Source organism: Pseudomonas fragi, assembly GCF_002269505.1.
Taxonomy (GTDB): Bacteria; Pseudomonadota; Gammaproteobacteria; order Pseudomonadales; family Pseudomonadaceae; genus Aquipseudomonas; species Aquipseudomonas fragi_D.
In genome coordinates, this window is record NZ_NQKQ01000006.1 from 1 (window position 1) to 20,389 (window position 20,389).

Consider the following 20,389-nt stretch of genomic DNA (forward strand, 5'->3'; position numbering starts at 1 on the left):
TCGACTTGGTCTACGACTGATAATTTAAAAGCTAGTGTGTAGTCACGCTGACTGCGCCTTTTGCCCGTATCCATTGATTCCTCCTGAAAATAGGTCAGAAGGTGTAAACCTTATTCAGGACGGGACACCCGCCCATAAAAAAGCCCCGCCCGGCAATCGCCGGGCGGGGCTTTTTCAGTTTTGCTTACAGCGGTTTGCTGTTGGTAATCAGCGTACCCACACCCGTATCGGTGAAGATCTCCAGCAACACAGCATTCGGTACGCGACCGTCAACGATATGCGCCGTGGTCACGCCGCCTTGCACAGCTTCGAGGGCGCAGCGGATTTTTGGCAGCATGCCGCCATAGATGGTGCCGTCGGCAATCAGGTCATCGACCTGAGCGGTGGTCAGGCCGGTCAATACCTTGCCTTCCTTGTCCATCAAGCCTGCGATATTGGTCAGCAGCATCAGCTTCTCGGCCTTGAGGGCTTCGGCTACCTTGCCGGCTACCAGATCGGCGTTGATGTTGTAGGACTCACCATTGGCGCCTACACCGATCGGTGCGATAACCGGAATAAAATCACCTTTTGTCAGCATGTGCAGCAGGTCGGTGTTGATGTCGATCACCTCGCCCACATGACCGAAATCGATGATTTCCGGTTTGGTCATTTCCGGCGTCTGACGGGTCACGACCATCTTCTTGGCGCGAATCAGTGTCGCGTCCTTACCGGTCAGGCCGATGGCACTGCCGCCGTGGCGGTTGATCAGGTTGACGATTTCCTTGTTCACATGGCCGCCCAGCACCATTTCCACCACATCCATGGTTTGCGAGTCGGTCACGCGCATCCCGTCGATAAAATGACTCTCGATGGACAAACGCTTGAGCAGATCCCCGATTTGCGGGCCGCCACCGTGGACCACGACCGGGTTGATACCCACGGCCTTCATCAGCACGATGTCACGGGCAAAGCCGGTTTTCAGATCATCGTTCTCCATAGCGTTGCCGCCGTACTTGATCACCAGCGTCTTGCCGACGTAACGGCGAATGTAGGGCAGCGCTTCGGACAAAACCTTGGCGACGTTGGAGGCGGCATCACGTTCGAGGGTCATTCAGGGCTCCGGTAGAACAAGTCGATCAAAACGGTAGTTGGAGATCAGGTGCTACACGCTTCAATTGAGCGTGAAAGACATCCTTGATGCGTTGCAGTTCGGCCTCAGTTTCGGCCTCAAATCGCAGCACCAGCACCGGGGTGGTGTTGGAGGCGCGAACCAGGCCCCAGCCATGAGGGTAGTCCACCCGCACACCATCAATGGACGTCAGCTCGGCGGCTTCGCCCCATTGAGCATCGTGCAGAGCCTCAATGATGCTGAATTTGCTCTCGTCCGTCACATCGATATTGATTTCAGGTGTGGAAATATCGTTTGGGAAGGTCTCAAACAGCTCTTCAGCTGTTTCCTGGCGCTTGCTGAGGATCTCCAGAAGGCGTGCAGCACTGTAGATGCCGTCATCAAAGCCGAACCAGCGTTCTTTGAAAAAGATATGCCCGCTCATTTCGCCAGCCAGCAGGGCGCCGGTTTCCTTCATCTTTTTCTTGATCAGGGAGTGACCGGTTTTCCACATCAGTGGGCGGCCACCACAGGCTTCGATCCAGGGCGCCAGGCGGCGTGTGCACTTCACATCGAAAATGATCTCGGCAGCCGGGTTTCGCTCCAGTACATCCTGGGCAAACAGCATCAGCAAGCGATCCGGGAACACCATGGTCCCTGTATTGGTCACCACGCCCACGCGATCGCCATCACCATCAAAGGCCAGTCCTACATCTGCATTGGTCTGCTTGACCTTGGCAATCAGGTCCACAAGGTTTTCCGGCTTGCCCGGGTCCGGGTGATGGTTGGGGAAGTTGCCGTCCACCTCACAGAACAACGGGATCACTTCACAACCCAGCGCTTCGATAAGTTGCGGTGCAATCACACCTGCAGCGCCGTTGCCGCAGTCGACCACTACCTTCAAGGGCTTGGCCAGCTTGATGTCACGGGTAATCACATCGGCGTAGCGCGACAGGATATCCACGCGCTCGATGCTGCCTTCGCCCCAGGTCAGGTCGTTGGTTTTCAGGCGAGTATGCAATGCCTGAATTTGTTCGTTGGCCAGCGTATCGCCCGCGATCACGATTTTAAAACCGTTGTAGTTCGACGGGTTATGGCTGCCTGTGAGCATCACCCCCGACTTGCCCGCCAACACGTTTGCCGCGTAATACAGCGCGGGTGTAGGCACCAGCCCCACATCACTGACCTGGCAACCGCTATCGGCTACACCCTGGATCAGGCGCTCGACCAGCTCAGGGCCCGACAAACGCCCATCCCGACCCACCGACACATGAGGCTCACCCTTGGCCAGGCTCTCGGCGCCAATGGCACGACCTATCCAGTACGCGGTTTCAGCCGTCAAGGTTTCCGGCACCACGCCACGAATATCGTAGGCGCGAAAAATGCTGTCAGGGAATTTCGGTGCGACCGAAGCTGGGCTACTCATTGTAGGGGGGACTCCATGTTAAGAGGGGTTCGGGGATGCGTGGAAGACCAGGCAGGACGCCTGGCCTTGTACTGCAAAATCAGAGCTTGCCGGAGTGGCCAAAACCGCCAGCGCCACGCTGGCTTTCGTCGAATTCTTCGACCAGTTCAAAGTGCGCCTGGACCACTGGCACCAGCACCAGCTGAGCGATACGCTCACCGATGGTGATGTTGAAGGCGGTCTGGCCACGGTTCCAGCACGACACCATCAGCTCGCCCTGGTAATCAGAGTCGATCAGGCCAACCAGGTTCCCCAGCACGATTCCGTGTTTGTGGCCCAGGCCCGAGCGCGGCAGGATCAGGGCGGCAAGGCCCGGGTCGCCGATGTACACCGACAGGCCGGTAGGGATCAGCAGGGTTTGGCCCGGCTCCAGAACGGTGTCTTCTTTAAGCATGGCGCGCAGGTCCAGGCCGGCGGAGCCTGGGGTGGCGTACTGCGGCAGCGGGAATTCGTTACCAATGCGTGGGTCGAGGATCTTGGCTTGCAAAGCGTGCATACGTGTTAAACCTGGTTCAGACGTTCGGCGATAAAAGTGACCAGCTGGCGAGCAATCTTGCCTTTGCTGGTCTGGGCAAATACGGTGGCGTGCAGTTCGCGATCAATCACGCTGCAGGCGTTCTCTTCACTGTTGAAGCCTATGCTGGGGTTGGCCACATCGTTGGCGACAATCAGGTCGAGGTTTTTGTCTTTGAGTTTGCGCGCAGCGTAATCGAGCAGGTGCTCGGTTTCTGCAGCAAAACCGACACTAAAAGGGCGATCAGGGCGTGAAGCGATAGTGGCCAGAATGTCTGGATTGCGCACCATCTGCAGCAGCAGACCGTCACCCTTGGTAGGGTCTTTCTTGAGTTTTTGCGGGGCAACGACTTCCGGGCGGTAATCCGCGACAGCAGCGGACGCGATAAACACGTCACAGGGAATCGCTGCCTCACAGGCTGCAAGCATGTCACGGGCACTGACCACGTCGATGCGGGTTACGCGATCCGGGGTCGGCAAGTGCACCGGGCCGGTGATCAGGGTCACCCGGGCACCGGCTTCTACCGCCGCTTCAGCCAGGGCGAAGCCCATTTTCCCGGAACTGTGGTTGGTGATGTAACGCACCGGGTCGATGTTTTCCTGGGTCGGCCCCGCCGTAATCAGCACGTGCTTGCCGGTCAGCAGCTGACGCTGGAAACACTCGGCGGCGCAGCTCACCAGATCATCCGCTTCGAGCATGCGGCCAAAGCCCACGTCGCCACAGGCCTGGCTTCCGGAGGCCGGGCCAAACACGCGCAGGCCGCGGCTTTCGAGCAGCCGGGTATTGGCCTGGGTGGCCGGATCGCGCCACATGGCCTGGTTCATCGCCGGAGCGATGGCAACCGTTGCATCTGTAGCCAGCACCAGGGTGGTCAGCAGGTCATTGGCCAGGCCCTGGGCCAGGCGTGCAATCAGGTCGGCGGTTGCAGGAGCAATCAGCACCAGATCAGCCCACTTGGCCAGCTCGATATGCCCCATGGCCGCTTCTGCGGCAGGGTCGAGCAAATCCAGATGAACGGGGTGCCCGGACAGCGCCTGCATGGTCAGGGGTGTGATGAACTCACTGCCACCGCGGGTCATGACAACCCGTACTTCCGCGCCTTGGTCCAGTAGACGGCGAACCAGCTCTGCACTCTTGTAAGCCGCGATGCCGCCGCCGACGCCCAAAACAATGCGTTTTCGATACAGCCGCTGCATAGGCCTGCCTTTTAGTTCGATGATGACTGCGCAGAAAATGGCCAAATGCTGCGCAAAAATGATGGGCTAAGATAACACAGCGCCTGCCAGGGAACAGCGGCGCCCACTCACAAGGAGGTGTTATGAGCATTCGAGATTGGCCTGCGGCAGAGCGTCCGCGGGAGAAGCTTTTGCAACACGGACCAGGCAGTCTTTCCGACGCCGAACTGCTGGCAATCTTCTTGCGCACCGGGGTTTCGGGCAAAAGCGCGGTGGATCTGGCGCGCCATCTGCTCAGCGAATTTGGCAGTCTGCGGGCCTTGCTCGAAGCTGACCTGCGTGCATTCTGTCGCCAGCTCGGGTTGGGCCCGGCCAAGTTCAGCCAGTTGCAGGCCGTACTGGAAATGAGCCGTCGCCATTTGGCCGAGCGCTTGCGCCGCGAAAGCGCGCTAGAGAGCCCGCAAGCTGTTAGCGACTATTTCAAGGCCTTGCTGCGTCATGAGCCGCACGAAGTGTTCGGCTGCCTGTTTCTGGACACCCGGCACCGCATGCTGGCCTTTGAGGTGCTATTCAGGGGCTCAATAGACAGTGCCAGCGTTTATCCGCGCCAAGTGGTCAAGCGCGCCCTGGCGCATAATGCCGCAGCAGTGATTTTCTGCCACAACCATCCCTCCGGCATCAGCGAACCCAGCCAGGCTGACCGCACACTGACTCAGCGCCTGGTCAAGGCGCTGGACCTGATCGAGGTACGGGTTCTGGATCACTTTATAGTCGGCGACGGCCAGCCGCTTTCGATGGTCGAACGCGGCTGGATGTAAGGCTCAGGGCTTAACGCTGACGGTTGAAAAGTCCTGACGCCCAAACGGACTCACCTGATATCCCTGTACGTCTTTACGGGTCAGTGCGTAGGCCGTTGGATGGGCCAGCGGCAGCCACAGCGCTTGCTGCTGGATCTGCGCTTGGGCCTTTTGATACAGCGCGCTGCGTTTGTCCTGATCGGTCAGGGTTTTGCCCTGGCTGATCAAGCCGTCCAGGGTCTTGTCGCAATAGCGCGCAAAGTTGGTCCCGGACTTGACTGCCGCACAGGAAAACTGCGGCGTGAGGAAGTTGTCAGGGTCGCCGTTATCGCCTGCCCAGCCCATAAACAGCAGGTCATGCTCGCCAGCCTTGGCGCGACGGATCAACTCACCCCACTCAATCACCCGGATATCGGCCTGGACGCCCACCTTGGCGAGGTCAGCTTGCAGCAACTGCGCACCCAGGCTCGGGTTGGGGTTAAGCACGCTGCCTGTCGGGCGCGTCCAGATCGTGGTTTTGAAGCCGTCTTTCAGCCCTGCCTTGGCCAACAACTCACGGGCTTTTTGCGGATCGTGGGCATACCCCGGCAAGTCCTTGGCATAACTCCAGGTGGTTGCCGGGTAAATGCCGTTGGCCGCCTGGGCGCCATTTTCAAACACGGCCTTGAGATAGGTGTCCTTGTCGAAAGCCAGATTGATGGCCTGACGAACTTCGGGTTTATCCAGTGGCGGATGCTGGCTATTGATGGCCACAAACGCGGTCATGAAGGCCGGCGTTTGCGTTACGGCCAATGCCGGATCCTTGGCGGCAGCTGCCACGTCCAGCGGCTTGGGCGAGAGGGCAATCTGGCATTCATTGCGCCGCAATTTCTGCAGCCGCACGTTGGCGTCCGGGGTGATGGCAAAAATCAGCCCATCCACCGCAGGCTTGCCGGCAAAGTAGTCCGGGTTGGCCTTGTAGCGTACTACCGCGTCTTTCTGGAAGCGGTTGAATACGAAAGGTCCGGTACCGATCGGCTGACTGTTCATCAGCTCCGGCGTGCCTGCTTTCATCAGCTTGTCGGCATACTCGGCCGAGTAGATCGACGCAAAGCCCATGCTCAACGCCGGCAGAAAGGTCGAATCAGGCCGGCTGAGGGTGAAGCGCACAGTCAACGGGTCCGGGCTTTCGATTTTTTTGATCAGCTCGGGCAACTGCAAAGATTGCGCATGTGGAAAGCCGCTTTGCGCCACTTTGTGCCACGGGTTGGCGGGGTCAAGCATGCGCTCGAAGCTGAAACGCACGTCATCGGCATTCAATTCACGGCTTGGAGTGAAATAGGCCGTGTTGTGAAACTTGACCCCGGGTCGCAGCTTGAAGTCGTATACAAGACCGTCAGGGGACACTGACCAGCTTTGCGCCAGCGAAGGCACCAGCTTTGCGGCTTTGGCGTCAAAGTCCACTAGACGGTTCATCAGCACGTCTGCCGAAGCATTGGTGGTGCTGAGTGAGTTGTACTGCACAACGTCGAACCCTTCAGGGCTGGCCTCGGTGCAAACGCTCAAGGTGGCCGCCTGTACCAGCGGGCTCAGGCAAAAGGTGAGCAAAAAAGGGACGGCAGCGAGGCGCATGATCTGTTTCCTGTACAAGTCGATGAGGCCCATCTGCAAGTGCAGTCTGGAAAAGTCTTACCCTAGTGTTCTGATAGCCAAATGACTACTTTTTAATAGTGTTTGAAGCCCCGTAGTCGCTGCCGAAGGCTGCGAAGGGTTGCGAAGCGACCCGTTTTCCCGAGTCAGTGCGGGCTTTTTCGCAGCCTTGCGCAGCGACTACAGGTACAAACTTCGCCTGAAATTTTTCACCCCGCGACGAGCGGTAAAACGCCACAAGGCATAGACGCGGCGCGGATTGGCGTTAAAATGGCGACTTCATTAATTACACCAAATCACACTGCTTGTTGTTGCTCTTTAGTCTTTCTGGTATAAAGCAGCGCTCTTTTCTAGGGGCCCGGTTCCTGCGTTTGTAGGTGTAGCCGGTAAGACCCTTAAAGAAACGCGGCGCCTGGCGCCATGACTGAGAGATTAAGCGGCCAACCCATGCCGGGTTGGGCATGTGGTTTTAGAGGGCTGAGGCATGTCGAGAGTCTGTCAAGTTACCGGTAAGGGTCCGGTGACTGGGAATAACATTTCCCACGCAAATAACAAAACCCGTCGTCGTTTCCTGCCGAACCTGCAGCATCACCGCTTCTGGGTTGAAGAAGAGAAACGTTTCGTACGTCTGCGCGTATCTGCTAAAGGCATGCGTATCATCGACAAGCGTGGCATCACTGTCGTGCTGGCCGAAATCCGCCGTGCTGGCAAGATCTAAGGGAGCTAATCATGCGTGAATTGATCCGTTTGGTGTCGAGCGCTGGTACAGGCCATTTCTACACCACTGATAAGAACAAGCGCACCACTCCGGACAAAATCGAAATCAAAAAATTCGATCCGCGGGTTCGCAAGCACGTGATCTACAAAGAAGCCAAAATCAAGTAATTGGTTTTTCTTCTTACGAAAAAGGCCCATATCTCACGATACGGGCCTTTTTTGTGCGTGTTTTTCAGCCTTAGCCGCACATATAGCTCTGCATCAGGTTGTTTTCGTCGACCATCACGCGTAGACGATCGGCGTTGTATTCCTTGGTATAGCCCTTGCCGGGTACCTCAACGCGAATCTCTGTCGCTCCGGACTCCCGGCGCAGCATCTCCAGCAAGGCAGGCGTCGCTTCAGGCGCAACCAGAAAATTGATCGTGACCGCTTTGCACTTGCCGTCTTCCTCCGCCATTGCGGGCATGGAGCAAAAACCCAGTGTGACACTGGTCGCCAACAACAGACTTTTCAAAACATTCAGACTGGACATGGACCTTCCCTGTTTTCAGATAAATGAAGTAACGCTACGGGCCAGCTCATTCCTTAAGTGCCCGGCGTTCTCCCAAGACTGGCTCATGTTGACGCGAAGGGCTGTGGCGACGTATTTCTGGATTTGTACCCGCTGAGCTGGAGGGTACAAATAAAAAAGCCCTGCCATCAAACAATGGCAGGGCTTTTGATGGCTCTGGATCAGTTGTCTCAGGCCTTTTTCTCAAACACTACGTAAATCTTCCGACATGGCTCGAGCACTTCCCACGTCCCTTTGAAGCCCGCCGGGATGACAAAGCGATCACCGGCGCGCAGGGTCTTGGCGTTACCTTCATGGTCACGCAAAACGGAAACGCCCTGCACGATCTCACAGTATTCGTGCTCGGTGTAATTGACTGTCCACTGGCCAACCGCGCCTTCCCACACTCCGGCGTTCATTTGCCCACAGGGGCTGTCGTAGTGGTTGTGGATAACTTGTTCAGGGCTGCCTTTGAGCACCTTTTCCGGGGCCGGGCTAAAACGTTCAGCTTGGGTATTGGCAGTGTTGAAGTCGACTACGCTAGCGATGCTCATCTTTGTTATCCCCCCGAAATTGCGGCGTGTGTTGTCAGAAAAATTGAAGTCTATGTTTATTAAAACGCACAAGCCATGGTGTTTACGACACCTGTGTCAAATATATTGAAAGTTCCAGGGCCACTGGTTTAGGGTGGCGCTTCCATTTCAATAAGAGGAGGACACTCGAATGACCACCCTGACGCGTGCTGACTGGGAACAACGGGCCCAACAGCTGAAAATCGAAGGTCGCGCCTACATCAATGGCGAATACACCGATGCGGTCTCCAATGAAACGTTCGAGTGTCTGAGCCCGGTCGATGGCCGCTTGCTGGGCAAGGTTGCCAGCTGCGATAGCGCTGATGCCCAACGCGCCGTAGACGTGGCCCGCAAGACTTTCGAGTCTGGCGTCTGGTCGCGCCTGGCTCCGGCCAAGCGTAAGGCGGCAATGATTCGCTTTGCTGGCCTGCTCAAGCAAAATGCCGAAGAGCTGGCCCTGCTTGAAACCCTGGACATGGGCAAACCGATCAGTGACTCCCTGAACATCGACGTACCTGGTGCTGCCGGCGCACTGAGCTGGAGCGGCGAAGCCATCGACAAGATCTACGATGAAGTCGCAGCTACCCCGCACGACCAGTTGGGTCTGGTTACCCGCGAGCCGGTGGGCGTTGTCGCCGCTATCGTGCCGTGGAACTTCCCGCTGATGATGGCCTGTTGGAAACTGGGCCCGGCGCTGTCGACCGGTAACTCGGTTATCCTCAAGCCGTCCGAAAAGTCCCCTCTGACAGCCATCCGTATCGCAGCGCTGGCCGTTGAAGCCGGTATTCCTGCAGGCGTATTCAACGTGCTGCCAGGCTACGGCCACACCGTCGGCAAGGCCCTGGCTCTGCATATGGATGTCGATACGCTGGTGTTTACCGGTTCGACCAAAATCGCCAAGCAGTTGATGATCTACGCGGGCGAATCCAACATGAAGCGCATCTGGCTTGAAGCTGGCGGCAAAAGCCCGAACATCGTTTTCGCTGATGCCCCGGACTTGCAAGCGGCTGCCGAAGCGGCAGCCAGCGCCATTGCCTTCAACCAGGGCGAAGTCTGCACCGCCGGTTCGCGCCTGCTGGTGGAGCGCTCGATCAAAGACAAATTCCTGCCGCTGGTGATCGACGCCCTCAAGGGCTGGAAGCCAGGTAACCCGCTGGACCCGGAAACTACCGTGGGTGCGCTGGTGGATACCCAGCAAATGAACACCGTGCTGTCGTACATCAAGTCTGGCCACAGTGAAGGCGCAAAACTGGTAGCAGGCGGCAATCAAATTCTGCAAGAAACCGGCGGCACCTACGTTGAACCGACCATTTTCGACGGCGTCAGCAACGCGATGAAAATCGCCCAGGAAGAAATCTTCGGCCCGGTACTGTCGGTGATCACCTTCGACAGCGCCGAAGAGGCCATCAAGATTGCCAACGACACGCCATACGGCCTGGCGGCAGCAGTCTGGACTGCGGATATCTCCAAGGCTCACCTGACCGCCAAGGCCCTGCGCGCCGGCAGCGTATGGGTCAACCAATACGATGGCGGTGACATGACCGCGCCGTTTGGTGGTTTCAAGCAGTCAGGCAACGGCCGTGACAAGTCGCTGCACGCGTTCGACAAGTACACCGAGCTGAAGTCCACCTGGATCAAGCTGTAACAGCGTAAACGCAACACCCTGTGGGAGCGGGCAGGCTCGCTCCCGCAATGGTTTTTACACCACACAAGTAGCGCCCTCACCCTGACCCTCTCCCGGAGGGAGAGGGTTGGGGTGAGGGCAGCCGCCCTTAGAGCATTTTCTCCAGCCCCACACTCTTGCTGAACCAGGCATTGAGCCGGCGCCACCAGTTACCCGGCTCATGGTGCAGAGTGTGCAGCTGGCCGTTGTCTTCAGTGACCCAGACAATCTTGCCCTGCTCAAGGGTGGGTTCGTAACTCAAGGCCGGAGCCATGCCCTGCAGGGCCAGTTTGCGGGCCTCGGCGGCCAGTTCAGGGCTGTCCACCAGCACCCCGACCTCGGTATTCCACAAGCCTGAGCGCGGGTCGAAATTGAATGAGCCGATAAAGGATTTTTGTTGATCGAAAATCATCGCCTTGCTGTGCAGGCTTGAATCCGAACTCATCCCCGGCTTGAACCAGTGCGGGCCGCTGCCGCCGCTACTGCCCGGCTGGCGCCGCAGCTCAAAGAGCTTGACCCCATGCTCCAGCAGCGCCTTGCGATACGGTGCATAGCCGCCATGCACCACGGGTACGTCCGTGGCCTCCAGCGAGTTGGTCAATAAACGTACATCAACCCCGGCATCAGCGCGGCCCGTGAGGTACAGCAGCCCGGTTTCACCCGGTACAAAGTAGGCTGAAACCAGAATCAGCTCCTGGTTCACGCCCGCCAGCTCCGGCGCCAGCTGCGTGGTCAGCAGCAAGTGCGGGTCAGGTTCGTCACGGGCCAGCACCTTGCTGGGTGCATCCCACAGCGCCTGATTCCAGGCCCAGATCAGTTCCTTGCGCCACACGTCGAGCTGCGGGCGGGTTTCGTATGAGGCCAGCTCCTGATACAGCGCCGGGTTGCGTTGCTGCGCACGCTTGAGCGAGTCCTCCAGTTGTTTGCGCGCCTTGCCCAGCTCGTGCTCGGACAGTCTCAAGGAGACAAAATCGCCAATCGGCTGGCTCAGTGCGCTGTTCCAGTATTGGTCGAAGCTGTGACCCAATTGTTCTGCAACCGGGCCGACACTGAGCAGATCGATATCGGTGAAATTCAGCTCCGGCTTGGCATCGAAATACTCGTCGCCCAAATTGCGCCCGCCCACGATCGCCACACTGTTATCGGCCAGCCAGAGCTTGTTGTGCATGCGCCGGTGCTGGCGCGAAAGGTTGAACAGCCGCCCCATTGCCCGGGTCACACCCGTGCTGCGCCCCAGTTGCAGCGGGTTGAACAGGCGGATCTGGATATTGGGATGGGCCGCAAGGGTTGCCAGCACATCGTCCAGGCCATCACTGGCCGTGTCATCGAGCAGGATGCGTACCCGCACCCCGCGATCTGCCGCCTTGAGCAGCTCGTCGATCAACATGCGCGTACTCAGCCCGTCGTGGACGATGTAGTACTGCAGGTCGAGGCTGGTTTGCGCGTTGCGGATCAGCTCCGCCCGGGCCCTGAACGCTTCGCCGCTGTTGGGCAGCAGGCGAAACCCAGAGCGGCCCTGATACGGCGCGGCCTGGGCCTTGATTGAGCGGCCAAAGGAAGAGTCGGTTGCGGGCAACGCCTGGGTGGGTTCACGGGGTACGTCCAACGTGGCACAGCCTCCCAGCCATACAGCCAAAAACAGCACACAAAGTGATTTCAACGGGTAGAGCCTCGGGCCAGACTTAACGTGAGGGTTAAACAGTGTCTGCCAACAGCTTGCCGGCCGCTATCCCGACCTTGCGCACCGCGTCTTCAATCTGCGGTGTTGGCTTTGCAGCGTAGTTCATGCGCAAGCAGTTACGGTACTTGCCCGAGGCCGAAAAAATACTGCCCACTGCAATCTGTACGCCCTGATCCAGCAACACCCGGTTGAGGCGCAGGCTGTCAAACCCTTCCGGCAGCTCAAGCCACAGCATAAAGCTGCCCTGGGGCCGGCTGGCGCGGGTGCCGGGTGGAAAGTAACGACTGATCCAGCCCAGCATCAGGTCTCGATTGCGCTGATACTGGCTGCGCATCTTGCGCAGGTGTGGCTCAAAATGACCGTTACGTAAAAAGTCTGCAACCGCCAGTTGCGGCTGCGGTGCGCTAGAGCCGGTGCTGATGTATTTCATGTGCAGCACCCGCTCCAGATAACGCCCCGGCGCAACCCAGCCCACGCGCAAGCCGGGGGCCAGGGTCTTGGAGAATGAACTACACAGCAGGACACGACCATCATCGTCGAAAGACTTGATGGTTCGCGGTCGAGGGTAGGTGTAGGCCAATTCGCCATACACATCGTCTTCGATAATCGCCACATCAAAGCGCTGGGCCAAGGTCACCAGTGCCCGCTTGCGGGCCTCGGGCATGATATAGCCCAGCGGGTTATTGCAACTGGGGGTGAGCTGGATGGCCTTGATCGGCCACTGCTCCAGCGCCAGTTCCAGGGCTTCGAGGCTAATGCCCGTCAGCGGATCGGTGGGGATCTCCAGCGCTTTCATGCCCAGGCCCTTGAGGGTTTGCATGGCGCCATGAAAGCTCGGCGAGTCGACCGCCACGATATCGCCCGGTTCGCATACTGCTCGAATACTGCATGACAACGCCTCATGGCAGCCGGTGGTGATCACCAGATCTTCAGCTGTCAGCTGGCAGCCCGAATCGAGCAACAGTCGCGCCACCTGCTCGCGCAGGCCCAGCACACCGTAGACGTTGTCGTAATACAACCCTGGCAAATCCAGACGCCGGCTGATCTGCGCCAGGCTGCGCAACAGCGGCTTGATGGTCGGTGTGGTGACGTCCGGCATGCCGCGCCCCAACTGGATCACGTCCTTTTGCGGGACTGAGCGCACCAGCTCCAGCACCTGTTCCCATTGTGATATTTCCACCGGTCGCTGGGCAGGTTTACCCATGCCCGGCAGGGCAGGCAGCTCACGCTCCATCGGCACAAAGTACCCGGACTTGGGCCGTGGCGACGCCAGACCGTTGTCCTCCAGCAAGCGGTACGCCTGCTGCACCGTGCTCAGGCTCACACCATGCTCGGCACTTAACGCCCGCACCGAAGGCAAACGGTCGCCAGGGCGATAGAAGCCCTGCTCGATGCGTGTGCCGAGCAGGTCGGCGAGGTTCACGTAAAGGGTCATGGCGGAGCTCCCGAAGGGTTGACCAGTACAGATAGTGTGAAAACCAAGGATTCAGCGTCTTAAAAGCCCTATCTGTATGCACGTAAAAGGACTTTGCTGAATCTGTCATGGTTTTGAGCGCAAGGCCATCATGCTGACTCATGGTGATCGAGTCAAAAGGAGCTGTCTGATGAATGGTTTAAGCGATGTGCGCCTGACGCTGCACAGCCAACAATTACTGGCCGAGCATGAAACCCGTGAAGTCACCAGCACCCCGACCGGCCTTGGGTTGTGGGGCCTGTTTTGCCACCGGGCCCGTAGCCGCCGCGTGCTACTGAACCTGGACGAACAACAGCTGCGTGATGTGGGTTTGACTCGCGAAATGGCCCAGCGTGAAGGCTGCAAGCCGTTTTGGCGGCAGTGACCAAACCTGTAGTCGCTGCCGCAGGCTACGATTGGATTTGCACAGGCTTCGAGGGAAACGGGTTGCTTTGCAACCCTTCGCAGCCTGCGGCAGCGACTACAGATTCTGCCTTAACGCAGCTCTTTTAGCCGGTGCCACAGCATCCCTAGCGCCAGCAACGGTGAGCGCAGGTATTTGCCGCCGGGGAAGGTGATATGCGGGACTTTGGCGAACAGGTCAAAGCCATCGCTATGCTGGCCACTGATGGCTTCGGCCAGCAACTTGCCCGCCAGGTGGGTCGCGTTAACCCCGTGGCCTGAATACGCCTGGGCGTAATACACATTGGGTTGCTCTTTCAGGCGGCCAATCTGTGGCAAACGGTTGGCACCGATGCCGATCATGCCGCCCCACTGGTAATCGATTTTTACGTCTTTGAGGTGCGGGAAAACCTCCAGCATTTTCGGACGCATGTACGCCGCAATATCCTGCGGGTCACGACCCGAATAATGACAAGCACCTCCAAACAGCAAGCGCCGATCCGCCGAGAGACGGTAGTAATCCAGGGCTACACGCTGATCGCACACGGCCATATTTTGCGGCAGCAACGCGTGAGCCTGAGCCTCGCTCAACGGCTCGGTGGCAATAATATAGCTGCCCGCAGGCAGTACTTTGCCGCTGAGCTGCGGGTTGAGGTCCTTCAGGTAGGCGTTGCAACCCAGCACCAGGCTTTTGGCCCGCACCGTGCCTTGGGCTGTGTGCACCCGAACCTCAGGGCCATAATCGATGCGGGTCACTGCGGAGTTTTCGAACAGCTTTACACCCAGCTGTGCAGCGGCGGCCGCTTCGCCCAGCGCCAGATTCAACGGATGCAAATGCCCCGAGCCCATGTCGACAAAGCCGCCGACATAACGATCAGAACCCACCACGCTGTGTATTTCACTGGCCTGCAACAGGCGAGTTTCATGGCGATAGCCCAGATCGCGCAGCTCCTGGGCTTCTTCGGCGAAACCTTCAAGATCACGGGGCTTGTTGGCCAGGTCGCAATAGCCCCAGGTCAGGTCACAAGCGATATTGAAACGCTCGACGCGCTGGCGCACGATTTCCACCGCTTCCAGCCCCATCAGCTTCATTTGCCGTACACCGTCCTTGCCAATGATCCCCTCAAACTGCTCAAGGCCATGACCGACACCGCGAATCAATTGGCCGCCATTGCGACCGCTGGCGCCCCAACCAATCTTGTGCGCTTCCAGCAAGACCACGCTCATGCCGCGCTCGGCCAGCTCCAGCGCCGTGTTCAGCCCGGAAAAGCCACCGCCCACGACACACACATCAGCCACCAACTCGCCCTGCAACACCGGGTGATCGGGCTGCGGCAGGCTGCTGGCGGCGTAATAAGAAGCGGTGTGCTGGCTGCGCTGAACAGGGGCGTTCATGTGCGTAATCCTGATTATTGATGTTTGGAAAATTTGACGGAGCATAAGCCGTGCCATTCCCGCGGGGCAAGAACAGCCGAATGGCCCTGTCTAGTGCAGGGGTTTTCAGGCAGACTCTGCGGCCTTTTCAAAATCGGTACGTTCTGGATGAGCTGCAACAGTCACAAGATCCGCTTTCTCAGGCAGCAAATCCCCTCGTTCGAATGCGTGCCGGGTTGCCATGATTGCTGCGGGCCTGTGACCACCTCATCCGAAGAAATGGCCCGCCTGCCGCGCAAGACCGCAGCCGAGCAAGAAGCGGCAATGGACGAACTGAACTGTGTGCATCTGGGGCCCAATGGCTGCACGGTGTATGAAGAGCGGCCACTGATCTGTCGCCTATTTGGTACAACGCCCACCTTGCCGTGCCCCAATGGCCGACGCCCGGTAGAGCTGATTCACCCCAGCGCAGAGAAACTGGTGCATGAATACATCGCCAGTACGCGGCAGGTGCTGGTCTAGATCAAGAGCCCCTCTCCCTTTGGGAGAGGGTTAGGGTGAGGGAAAACCGTCAATCCGCAATCGGCAGATTCAGGCTCTCTTTGACTTCTTCCATCACGATATAGCTCTTGGATTCGCGCACATGGGGCAGCTTGAGCAGGATATCGCCCAGCAGCTTGCGGTACGAAGCCATCTCGCTGATCCGCGCCTTCACCAGATAGTCGAAATCCCCCGATACCAAATGGCACTCCAGCACGTGAGGCAACTTCAACACGGCGCGTCGGAATTCATCGAAGGTATCGCCTGACTTGTAGTCGAGGCTGATTTCCACAAACACCAGCAGGCTGCCCTGCAAATGCTGCGGGTTGAGCCGGGCGTTGTAGCCCATGATGATCCCTTCACGTTCCAGCCTGCGCACCCGCTCGGTACAGGGTGTGGTCGACAGCCCGACCTTCTCCCCCAGCTCGGTAAACGAGATGCGGCCATCGACCTGGAGGATGCGCAAAATGTTGCGATCAATCTTGTCCAGTTCACGCTTTGTTTGATGATTTGTTCGCATAGGAGATTCTCCTCCGTGAAAAGGGTTATGACCGAGAATTGTCGCCAAATATAGCTGCTTATACAGTGAATACCACTGCTCAATGCTTCATATACTGCGCTCATCTTCGCTTTGAACAATAAACGTCTGCGGCTGGCCGCGATGAGGGATATAAATATGCGAGTTATGGTATTGGGTGGCGGCGTTATTGGTACTGCCAGCGCCTATTATCTGGCCCGAGCCGGTTTCGATGTGGTCGTCGTAGACCGTCAGCCAGCCGTTGCAATGGAAACCAGCTTTGCCAACGCCGGCCAGGTGTCCCCGGGCTACGCTTCGCCGTGGGCCGCACCGGGCGTGCCGCTCAAAGCCATCAAGTGGTTGCTCGAACGCCACGCGCCTCTGGCCATCAAGGCCACGACCAGCATTGACCAGTACCTGTGGATGGCACAGATGCTGCGCAACTGCACCGCCAGCCGCTATGCCGTGAACAAAGAGCGCATGGTGCGTCTGTCCGAGTACAGCCGTGACTGCCTCGACGAGCTGCGTGCCGAAACCGGCATTGCCTACGAGGCCCGCAACCTCGGCACCACGCAACTGTTCCGTACCCAGGCCCAGCTCGACGGCGCCGCCAAGGACATCGCGGTCCTGAAAGAGTCCGGCGTACCGTTCGAACTGCTCGACCGTGCCGGTATTGCCCGGGTTGAACCCGCACTGGCCAGCGTGACCGACATTCTGGCCGGCGCTCTGCGCCTGCCGAATGACCAGACTGGCGATTGTCAGATGTTTACCACCCGCTTGGCTGAAATGGCCAAGAACCTGGGTGTAGAGTTCCGCTTCGGCCAGGATATCCAGCGTCTGGACTACGCAGGCGATCGCATCAATGGCGTGATGATCGACGGCAAACTCGAAACCGCCGACCGTTATGTACTGGCACTGGGCAGCTACTCGCCACAGATGCTCAAGCCGCTGGGCATCAAGGCTCCGGTTTACCCGCTCAAGGGCTATTCGCTGACCATCCCGATTACCAACTCGGACATGGCCCCGACTTCGACCATTCTCGACGAGACCTACAAAGTCGCGATCACCCGTTTCGACAATCGCATCCGCGTTGGCGGTATGGCTGAAATCGCCGGTTTTGACCTGTCGCTGAACCCGCGTCGACGCGAAACCCTGGAGATGATCGTTAACGACCTTTACCCTCAGGGCGGTGATCTGAGCCAGGCCAGCTTCTGGACCGGCCTGCGTCCAACCACCCCGGACGGTACGCCGATTGTTGGCGCGACCCCGTTTAAAAACCTGTTCCTGAACACCGGTCATGGCACACTCGGTTGGACCATGGCCTGCGGTTCCGGTCGTTTCCTTGCGGACGTAATGGCCAAAAAGACCCCGCAAATCAGCGCCGAAGGCCTTGATATTTCCCGCTACGGTAACCACCAGGAGACTGCAAAACATGGCAATCCAGCGCCAGCTCACCAATGAACGCATGAGCCAGATCGTTGCCCATAACGGCACTGTCTACCTGTCCGGGCAAGTCGGCGACGACATGAACGCCGGGGTCGAGCAACAAACCCGTGAAACACTGGCCAATATCGAGCACTTGCTGGATCTGGCAGGTAGCGACAAAAGCCGCATCCTGTCGGTCACCATCTACCTCAAAGACATCGATGCCGACTTTGCCGGCATGAACAGCGTGTGGGACCAGTGGCTGCCCAAGGGTGTAGCGCCAGCCCGCGCGACCGTCGAGGCCAAGCTGTGCGACCCTGAAATTCTGGTCGAATTGTCTGTTGTGGCAGCACTGCTCTAGTATTTTGATCACGTAAAAGTCCCTCTTACGGTGCAGCACGCGGTTCACGCTGCGGGTATGCACCGTTTTTTTATTCAACTGCCGTTAGAAGCCCGCCGCCATGCGCCCAGCCCGTGCCCTGATCGACCTCCAAGCCCTGCGCCACAATTACCAACTGGCCCGTGAAGTCACGGGGGCCAAAGCCCTCGCTGTGATCAAGGCCGATGCTTACGGCCATGGTGCGGTTCGCTGCGCCCAGGCCCTTGAAGCCGAGGCCGACGGCTTTGCCGTTGCCTGCATAGAAGAAGCACTGGAGTTGCGTGCTGCCGGTATTGGCGCACCCATTCTGCTGCTCGAAGGTTTTTTTGAAGCCGATGAACTGCCGCTGATCGTCAAACATGACTTTTGGTGCGTGGTGCATTCGCTGTGGCAGCTCGATGCGATCGAGCAGGCCCGACTCGCCAAACCGATCCACGTATGGCTGAAACTGGACAGCGGCATGCACCGCGTCGGTTTGCACCCCAATGATTACAAGGCCGCTTACCAGCGCCTGCAGGCCAGTGCCAATGTGGCGAAAATCGTGCTGATGAGCCATTTTGCCCGCGCCGATGAGCTCGATTGCACCCGCAGCGTAGAGCAAGTCGCGGTGTTCCTGGGTGCTCGCGCCGACTTGACCGCCGAAATCAGCTTGCGTAACTCGCCGGCCGTACTCGGCTGGCCACGCGTGCCAAGTGACTGGGTCCGCCCGGGCCTGATGCTGTATGGCGCCTCGCCATTTGAAGAACCGCAGGCCACTGCATCACGCCTGCAGCCGGTGATGACCCTGGAGTCAAAAGTCATCTGCGTGCGCGAACTGCCCGCCGGTGAGCCGGTGGGCTACGGTGCCAAATTCATTACCCAGAAGCCGATGCGCATTGGCGTGGTGGCCATGGGTTATGCCGACGGCTACCCGCGCCAGGCACCCACCGGCACCCCGGTGCTGGTGGACGGTGTGCGCAGCCAACTGCTGGGCCGGGTATCGATGGACATGCTGTGCATCGACCTCACCGATGTGCCGCAAGCCGGCCTGGGTTCGACGGTCGAGTTATGGGGCAAAAACATTCTCGCCTGCGAAGTGGCAAGCGCAGCAGATACCATTCCTTACCAGATTTTCTGCAACCTCAAACGCGTGCCACGCCTCTATTCCGGTAGCTGACAGGTTGTATCCAATGTGCGGGGGCAAATGGGCACCCGGGTTTGAAGTCGAAGTGTTGTAAATACTGAACGCTATCGCCATGATAGCGGCTTCTCGACTTGAATCTGCCCCAGGAGGCTCCCGCATTGGACGTCGGTGAACGACTGCAATCCATCCGCAAACTCAAAGGCCTGTCGCAGCGTGAACTCGCCAAGCGCGCGGGCGTCACCAACAGCACCATTTCGATGATCGAAAAGAACAGCGTGAGCCCGTCCATAAGCTCCCTGCGAAAAGTGCTGAGTGGCATCCCCATGTCCATGGTCGAGTTTTTTTCCGAAGAGATTCTTCAAGAAAACCCAACTCAAATTGTCTACAAAGCCAATGAGCTGATCGACATTTCCGACGGTGCCGTGACCATGAAACTGGTCGGCAAGGCGCATCCGAGCCGGGCCATTGCATTTCTCAACGAGATTTATCCCCCGGGCGCCGATACCGGCGATGAAATGCTGACCCATGAAGGCGAAGAAACCGGGATTTTGGTGGAAGGTCGCCTAGAGTTAACCGTGGGCCTTGAGACCTTCGTGCTGGAAGCCGGAGACAGCTACTATTTCGAAAGCTCCAAGCCGCACCGTTTTCGCAATCCGTTCGACGTCGCGGCGCGACTAATCAGCGCAGCCACCCCGGCGAACTTCTAAGAACAGAGGCGCCCTGCCTGCTTGCAGAGGCACCCGTAGATGCATTTCGCCAGCTCTATTCCCCCTTTGTCTTTAGGGTTGTTTCAGAGAGGCGGGCTAACCGTTATACTTTTGCCGCCCGCGAAACCGTGGTTGTGGGCGTGACTAGCCACCATTGAGGGTGAACGCGTGAACCTAATTATGAAAATGCTGGCCGTACCAGCAGCAGTAGTGGCCCTATGGGCAGTCAACGCTCAGGCAACAACGAACGATGACATCGCAAAACGTCTTGAGCCAGTGGGTAAAGTCTGTGTTCAAGGGCAGGAATGCAAAGGGATGGAAGTGACCGCTTCTGTAGGCGGTGGTGGTGGCATGACCCCCGACGACATTATTGCCAAGCACTGCAGTGCTTGCCACGGCACCGGCTTGTTGGGCGCACCGAAAATCGGTGATACCGCAGCCTGGAAAGAGCGCGCCGATCACCAGGGCGGCCTTGATGGCATCCTGGCCAAGGCCATCACCGGTATCAATGCCATGCCGCCAAAAGGCACTTGCATGACCTGTACCGATGAAGAGCTAAAAGGTGCGATCGAGAAAATGTCCGGTTTGAAATAAGCCGACCTTCTCTGAAAAAGCCGCT

The 20,389-nt window shown here is 58.3% G+C and carries 21 protein-coding genes and 1 pseudogene; 11 read left to right on the forward strand and 11 right to left on the reverse strand.

The features are described from left to right. Positions 1-184 precede the first annotated feature (184 nt). The 4 genes and pseudogenes from argB to coaBC all read right to left on the reverse strand — a co-directional run bounded on the left by argB (position 185) and on the right by coaBC (position 4,262). Complete coding sequence (gene argB / locus CJU81_RS07135) at positions 185-1,090, reverse strand: acetylglutamate kinase (RefSeq protein WP_095036059.1); 906 nt, start codon at positions 1,088-1,090, stop codon at positions 185-187. 25 nt (positions 1,091-1,115) lie between these two features. Continuing rightward, positions 1,116-2,492 (reverse strand): annotated as a pseudogene (locus CJU81_RS07140) (phosphomannomutase/phosphoglucomutase); the annotation flags it as partial. Positions 2,493-2,592: 100 nt separating this feature from the next. After that, entirely contained in the window at positions 2,593-3,048 is a 456-nt protein-coding gene (dut, locus tag CJU81_RS07145) for a dUTP diphosphatase (RefSeq protein ID WP_016782694.1), read from the reverse strand. A 5-nt stretch (positions 3,049-3,053) separates the two neighbouring features. Continuing rightward, positions 3,054-4,262, reverse strand: a complete 1,209-nt coding sequence (gene coaBC / locus CJU81_RS07150; RefSeq protein ID WP_095036061.1) for a bifunctional phosphopantothenoylcysteine decarboxylase/phosphopantothenate--cysteine ligase CoaBC — start codon at positions 4,260-4,262, stop codon at positions 3,054-3,056. Between the two features lie 122 nt (positions 4,263-4,384). Between coaBC and radC the strand changes: the two genes are divergently transcribed. Further along, complete coding sequence (radC, locus tag CJU81_RS07155; protein ID WP_095036062.1) at positions 4,385-5,059, forward strand: RadC family protein; 675 nt, start codon at positions 4,385-4,387, stop codon at positions 5,057-5,059. Between the two features lie 3 nt (positions 5,060-5,062). On the opposite strand, the gene CJU81_RS07160 is transcribed toward radC, so the two are convergent. Continuing rightward, positions 5,063-6,649, reverse strand: a complete 1,587-nt coding sequence (locus CJU81_RS07160; RefSeq protein WP_095036063.1) for an ABC transporter substrate-binding protein — start codon at positions 6,647-6,649, stop codon at positions 5,063-5,065. 502 nt (positions 6,650-7,151) lie between these two features. On the opposite strand from CJU81_RS07160, the gene rpmB reads away from it, so the two are divergent. Together rpmB and rpmG are read left to right on the forward strand one after the other, a co-directional pair. Continuing rightward, complete coding sequence (rpmB, locus tag CJU81_RS07165) at positions 7,152-7,385, forward strand: 50S ribosomal protein L28 (RefSeq protein WP_019410280.1); 234 nt, start codon at positions 7,152-7,154, stop codon at positions 7,383-7,385. Between the two features lie 11 nt (positions 7,386-7,396). Next, positions 7,397-7,552 (forward strand): 50S ribosomal protein L33, encoded by a 156-nt coding sequence (gene rpmG / locus CJU81_RS07170; protein ID WP_003437824.1) that lies wholly within the window; start codon positions 7,397-7,399, stop codon positions 7,550-7,552. A 70-nt stretch (positions 7,553-7,622) separates the two neighbouring features. On the opposite strand, the gene CJU81_RS07175 is transcribed toward rpmG, so the two are convergent. Together CJU81_RS07175 and CJU81_RS07180 are read right to left on the reverse strand one after the other, a co-directional pair. Further along, complete coding sequence (locus CJU81_RS07175; RefSeq protein ID WP_095036064.1) at positions 7,623-7,916, reverse strand: I78 family peptidase inhibitor; 294 nt, start codon at positions 7,914-7,916, stop codon at positions 7,623-7,625. Positions 7,917-8,125: 209 nt separating this feature from the next. Beyond that, positions 8,126-8,488, reverse strand: a complete 363-nt coding sequence (locus tag CJU81_RS07180) for a cupin domain-containing protein (RefSeq protein ID WP_095036065.1) — start codon at positions 8,486-8,488, stop codon at positions 8,126-8,128. A 169-nt stretch (positions 8,489-8,657) separates the two neighbouring features. Here CJU81_RS07180 and CJU81_RS07185 point away from each other — a divergent pair, with 169 nt between their 5' ends. Further along, the gene (locus tag CJU81_RS07185) at positions 8,658-10,151 is read left to right on the forward strand and encodes an aldehyde dehydrogenase (protein WP_095027635.1); all 1,494 of its coding nucleotides are present in this window, start codon (positions 8,658-8,660) and stop codon (positions 10,149-10,151) included. A 127-nt stretch (positions 10,152-10,278) separates the two neighbouring features. On the opposite strand, the gene CJU81_RS07190 is transcribed toward CJU81_RS07185, so the two are convergent. Beyond that, on the reverse strand, positions 10,279-11,829 hold the full coding sequence (locus CJU81_RS07190; RefSeq protein ID WP_095036066.1) for a phospholipase D family protein: 1,551 nt from the start codon (positions 11,827-11,829) through the stop codon (positions 10,279-10,281). Between the two features lie 34 nt (positions 11,830-11,863). Then, the gene (locus CJU81_RS07195; RefSeq protein ID WP_095036067.1) at positions 11,864-13,285 is read right to left on the reverse strand and encodes an aminotransferase-like domain-containing protein; all 1,422 of its coding nucleotides are present in this window, start codon (positions 13,283-13,285) and stop codon (positions 11,864-11,866) included. A 169-nt stretch (positions 13,286-13,454) separates the two neighbouring features. Here CJU81_RS07195 and CJU81_RS07200 point away from each other — a divergent pair, with 169 nt between their 5' ends. Next, the gene (locus CJU81_RS07200) at positions 13,455-13,688 is read left to right on the forward strand and encodes a DUF1127 domain-containing protein (protein WP_095036068.1); all 234 of its coding nucleotides are present in this window, start codon (positions 13,455-13,457) and stop codon (positions 13,686-13,688) included. A 110-nt stretch (positions 13,689-13,798) separates the two neighbouring features. On the opposite strand, the gene CJU81_RS07205 is transcribed toward CJU81_RS07200, so the two are convergent. Then, the gene (locus CJU81_RS07205; protein WP_095036069.1) at positions 13,799-15,100 is read right to left on the reverse strand and encodes an NAD(P)/FAD-dependent oxidoreductase; all 1,302 of its coding nucleotides are present in this window, start codon (positions 15,098-15,100) and stop codon (positions 13,799-13,801) included. A 147-nt stretch (positions 15,101-15,247) separates the two neighbouring features. Between CJU81_RS07205 and CJU81_RS07210 the strand changes: the two genes are divergently transcribed. Then, entirely contained in the window at positions 15,248-15,601 is a 354-nt protein-coding gene (locus tag CJU81_RS07210; protein ID WP_048363845.1) for a YkgJ family cysteine cluster protein, read from the forward strand. A gap of 49 nt (positions 15,602-15,650) precedes the next feature. On the opposite strand, the gene CJU81_RS07215 is transcribed toward CJU81_RS07210, so the two are convergent. Next, on the reverse strand, positions 15,651-16,139 hold the full coding sequence (locus CJU81_RS07215) for an Lrp/AsnC ligand binding domain-containing protein (protein WP_016782681.1): 489 nt from the start codon (positions 16,137-16,139) through the stop codon (positions 15,651-15,653). 156 nt (positions 16,140-16,295) lie between these two features. On the opposite strand from CJU81_RS07215, the gene dadA reads away from it, so the two are divergent. The 5 genes from dadA to CJU81_RS07240 all read left to right on the forward strand — a co-directional run bounded on the left by dadA (position 16,296) and on the right by CJU81_RS07240 (position 20,364). Further along, positions 16,296-17,597, forward strand: coding sequence for a D-amino acid dehydrogenase (gene dadA, locus CJU81_RS07220; protein ID WP_029611630.1), 1,302 nt, complete (start codon positions 16,296-16,298; stop codon positions 17,595-17,597). Continuing rightward, the gene (locus CJU81_RS07225; protein ID WP_095036070.1) at positions 17,569-17,922 is read left to right on the forward strand and encodes a RidA family protein; all 354 of its coding nucleotides are present in this window, start codon (positions 17,569-17,571) and stop codon (positions 17,920-17,922) included. The genes dadA and CJU81_RS07225 overlap by 29 nt, the downstream gene beginning before the upstream one ends. Before the next feature lie 100 nt (positions 17,923-18,022). Further along, the gene (alr, locus tag CJU81_RS07230) at positions 18,023-19,096 is read left to right on the forward strand and encodes an alanine racemase (RefSeq protein ID WP_095036071.1); all 1,074 of its coding nucleotides are present in this window, start codon (positions 18,023-18,025) and stop codon (positions 19,094-19,096) included. A 125-nt stretch (positions 19,097-19,221) separates the two neighbouring features. After that, the gene (locus CJU81_RS07235; RefSeq protein WP_016782677.1) at positions 19,222-19,770 is read left to right on the forward strand and encodes a cupin domain-containing protein; all 549 of its coding nucleotides are present in this window, start codon (positions 19,222-19,224) and stop codon (positions 19,768-19,770) included. Between the two features lie 180 nt (positions 19,771-19,950). Then, complete coding sequence (locus CJU81_RS07240; RefSeq protein WP_029611629.1) at positions 19,951-20,364, forward strand: c-type cytochrome; 414 nt, start codon at positions 19,951-19,953, stop codon at positions 20,362-20,364. Positions 20,365-20,389: the final 25 nt, after the last annotated feature.

What these genes read in the sequence shown, in the direction of transcription:
- argB (WP_095036059.1), bottom strand. Translation starts at nt 1,090, where the DNA reads ATGACCCTCGAACGTGATGCCGCCTCCAACGTCGCCAAGGTTTTGTCC.
- dut (WP_016782694.1), bottom strand. Translation starts at nt 3,048, where the DNA reads ATGCACGCTTTGCAAGCCAAGATCCTCGACCCACGCATTGGTAACGAA.
- coaBC (WP_095036061.1), bottom strand. Translation starts at nt 4,262, where the DNA reads ATGCAGCGGCTGTATCGAAAACGCATTGTTTTGGGCGTCGGCGGCGGC.
- radC (WP_095036062.1), top strand. Translation starts at nt 4,385, where the DNA reads ATGAGCATTCGAGATTGGCCTGCGGCAGAGCGTCCGCGGGAGAAGCTT.
- CJU81_RS07160 (WP_095036063.1), bottom strand. Translation starts at nt 6,649, where the DNA reads ATGCGCCTCGCTGCCGTCCCTTTTTTGCTCACCTTTTGCCTGAGCCCG.
- rpmB (WP_019410280.1), top strand. Translation starts at nt 7,152, where the DNA reads ATGTCGAGAGTCTGTCAAGTTACCGGTAAGGGTCCGGTGACTGGGAAT.
- rpmG (WP_003437824.1), top strand. Translation starts at nt 7,397, where the DNA reads ATGCGTGAATTGATCCGTTTGGTGTCGAGCGCTGGTACAGGCCATTTC.
- CJU81_RS07175 (WP_095036064.1), bottom strand. Translation starts at nt 7,916, where the DNA reads ATGTCCAGTCTGAATGTTTTGAAAAGTCTGTTGTTGGCGACCAGTGTC.
- CJU81_RS07180 (WP_095036065.1), bottom strand. Translation starts at nt 8,488, where the DNA reads ATGAGCATCGCTAGCGTAGTCGACTTCAACACTGCCAATACCCAAGCT.
- CJU81_RS07185 (WP_095027635.1), top strand. Translation starts at nt 8,658, where the DNA reads ATGACCACCCTGACGCGTGCTGACTGGGAACAACGGGCCCAACAGCTG.
- CJU81_RS07195 (WP_095036067.1), bottom strand. Translation starts at nt 13,285, where the DNA reads ATGACCCTTTACGTGAACCTCGCCGACCTGCTCGGCACACGCATCGAG.
- CJU81_RS07200 (WP_095036068.1), top strand. Translation starts at nt 13,455, where the DNA reads ATGAATGGTTTAAGCGATGTGCGCCTGACGCTGCACAGCCAACAATTA.
- CJU81_RS07205 (WP_095036069.1), bottom strand. Translation starts at nt 15,100, where the DNA reads ATGAACGCCCCTGTTCAGCGCAGCCAGCACACCGCTTCTTATTACGCC.
- CJU81_RS07210 (WP_048363845.1), top strand. Translation starts at nt 15,248, where the DNA reads ATGAGCTGCAACAGTCACAAGATCCGCTTTCTCAGGCAGCAAATCCCC.
- CJU81_RS07215 (WP_016782681.1), bottom strand. Translation starts at nt 16,139, where the DNA reads ATGCGAACAAATCATCAAACAAAGCGTGAACTGGACAAGATTGATCGC.
- dadA (WP_029611630.1), top strand. Translation starts at nt 16,296, where the DNA reads ATGCGAGTTATGGTATTGGGTGGCGGCGTTATTGGTACTGCCAGCGCC.
- CJU81_RS07225 (WP_095036070.1), top strand. Translation starts at nt 17,569, where the DNA reads ATGGCAATCCAGCGCCAGCTCACCAATGAACGCATGAGCCAGATCGTT.
- alr (WP_095036071.1), top strand. Translation starts at nt 18,023, where the DNA reads ATGCGCCCAGCCCGTGCCCTGATCGACCTCCAAGCCCTGCGCCACAAT.
- CJU81_RS07240 (WP_029611629.1), top strand. Translation starts at nt 19,951, where the DNA reads ATGAAAATGCTGGCCGTACCAGCAGCAGTAGTGGCCCTATGGGCAGTC.